This is a genomic window from Leptospira stimsonii (assembly GCF_003545885.1).
GTDB classification, from domain to species: domain Bacteria; phylum Spirochaetota; class Leptospiria; order Leptospirales; family Leptospiraceae; genus Leptospira; species Leptospira stimsonii.
The window spans coordinates 1-2,078 of record NZ_QHCT01000026.1 but is presented as its reverse complement, the minus strand read 5'-3'; the positions used below and the strand labels follow the sequence as shown (position 1 = coordinate 2,078).

Sequence of the window (2,078 nt, the reverse complement as noted above, 5' to 3'; positions counted from 1 at the left end):
ATTTACATATGATCCAATTATTCGGAAATTTAGTATTTCTTCAGTCATAACTTTCATAATGTCGCCTAACGAAAGAGGCTTCTCGACGTTGCGTCTCCGAGCGCTTGTGCGCGACGGAGTTGGCACGAGGTTCGAGGCGCCTTAGCGCCGTCCCGCGAACCGAAGTGACAAAGCAATGTGGCTTTAGCCCGGAGTGAGCGCGAGCGGGAACCGTGAGTCGCGAACGCAGTGGGAAGCCGAAGTTAGACGATCGTGCGTGCTTTAATCTAAGATTTGATCATCTGAGAATTAATAATATTTAATGCCTTACCTTTTTTGGTTTTGTAAAAAAGGAAATCACTATCTAAAGTTAAAATATCTTTTATTCCATAAATTTCTGAAAGGCTTACAAGAGATGCATCTGCAAAATCCATTGGTCGATCGGAATATTTTTCCATGTAATGATGAATTGATGAAAAATGTTCATTATCTTGATTTAGAATTGTAATTGCTCCGTCTTTAATCCATTCGATAAATGAATTTTGAATTTTCTTATTATCCGATAACAAATACGAAACTTCCGTTACAACTGCTAAGGTCGTAAATAATCTTCCTTTGAAAACTTTGAGAAATGATCTAACCTCAGTACAATAAACATCCGATTCATCGAAGAAAGCTACGATTGGCCCAGTATCAATAATTACTTTTATCATTTACCTTTTTGTTTTTTTCAATATCGCATCTTTAATATACTTTTGATGATTTACCGATTTATCAGAAATACCGCTGTGATATTGGCCAAAGTATTTTTTACCTAATTCATAGGCTGAAGGCTTTTGCGCAAAGTTATTAATATAATAAACTAAAGACTCTTTAATGACCTCTGATTTACTTTTATTTTCAATTTTCGCCACTTCCGATAATTTCTTTTCCAATTCTGGGGGTAATCGAAGACTAATCATATTCGCCTCATGTATCACATATGTAATACATTTTCGATTTTGTCAATGAAATTTTTGAACTCGCTTTAATTACAAAAATGAATATATTAGTACGCCTCTTTATTTCAAAAGCCCTTTTGCACGCATGTCGTCTAACGAAAGAGTCTCCTCGACGTTGCGTCCGCAAGCGCTTGTGCGCGATGCGGTTGGCACGAGGTTTGAGTGAGCCTTAGCGAACGTCCCGCAAACCGAAGTGACAAAGCAATGTGTCGAAGACCGTAGTGAGCGCGAGCGGAAACCGTGAGTCGCGAACGAAGCGAGGAGCCGAAGTTAGACGAAGTGCCACTTCCCATATATTTTAAGAACTTTCATTCAGTTGAATCTTGAGAATTTAGTAAAAATCTAGTAGGTGTGCGAATAACTTCAGAATTATCCGGAAAATGAAAATTTTTACCATATTTTTTGGAGTCATACTTTTCAAATTCAATTACCTCAATAACTCGGTTATTCAATATTCTAAACTTTCCGAGCAAATAATTATCTTGTTTCATCTCACAGTCAGATTGTTCACATTTTATAGTTATGTCTTGGTAACAATTTTGATCTAAGCCAAAATAGCATAATTTTGTTTTTCCATTTTCTTTTTTGAAATCTAAACCTTCGATTTCATCAAAGCTAACTATATTTTCAGATTCGGAGAATGACCCCCATTGGCCTAAAAATGATTCAATGTTGGCACCGCTTAACTCTCTTTTTAAAATTGGAACTTCGATGGTAAAATGCTCTGAAAGAGCGTAACCTTCAGACATGCCGTGCTGAATTTTGAAGATTTTTTGAATTTTGAATGTTTTCAAATCAAACCTCGATAGCTGTCCGACAACTGCAACACCTACTCTTTCATTTAAGTCTTCAACTTTACTTTCATGGAGCTCCGGGTCTAAATAGAATGGAGCAATCTCACCTTCTTTTACATACATAATCTGTGATTTAAAATTTGTATCAGGACCAAAGCAGGATAAAAAAACTATTACTATAGGAATTATTTTATTATTCATATCTATTCGATTTTGTGGCATTTCGTCTAACGAAAGAGGCTTCTCGACGTTGCGTCCGCAAGCGCTTGTGCGCGACGCGGTTGGCACGAGGTTCGAGTGAGCC

The 2,078-nt window shown here is 37.1% G+C and carries 3 protein-coding genes; all 3 read right to left on the bottom strand.

Translation table 11 applies throughout. The annotated features are described in order from the left end of the window. Positions 1–266: 266 nt before the first annotated feature. Positions 267–692 (bottom strand): type II toxin-antitoxin system VapC family toxin, encoded by a 426-nt coding sequence (locus DLM75_RS23960; protein ID WP_118971026.1) that lies wholly within the window; start codon positions 690–692, stop codon positions 267–269. Further along, positions 693–941 (bottom strand): ribbon-helix-helix protein, CopG family, encoded by a 249-nt coding sequence (locus tag DLM75_RS23955; RefSeq protein WP_118971025.1) that lies wholly within the window; start codon positions 939–941, stop codon positions 693–695. 347 nt (positions 942–1,288) lie between these two features. Continuing rightward, a complete protein-coding gene (locus DLM75_RS23950; RefSeq protein WP_118971027.1) occupies positions 1,289–1,975 on the bottom strand; it encodes a hypothetical protein in 687 nt (228 codons plus the stop codon). Between the last annotated feature and the right edge of the window lie 103 nt (positions 1,976–2,078).

Bases quoted from the DNA above. Each gene is read 5' to 3' on its own strand.
- DLM75_RS23955 (WP_118971025.1), bottom strand. From the start codon at position 941: ATGATTAGTCTTCGATTACCCCCAGAATTGGAAAAGAAATTATCGGAA.
- DLM75_RS23950 (WP_118971027.1), bottom strand. From the start codon at position 1,975: ATGAATAATAAAATAATTCCTATAGTAATAGTTTTTTTATCCTGCTTT.
- DLM75_RS23960 (WP_118971026.1), bottom strand. From the start codon at position 692: ATGATAAAAGTAATTATTGATACTGGGCCAATCGTAGCTTTCTTCGAT.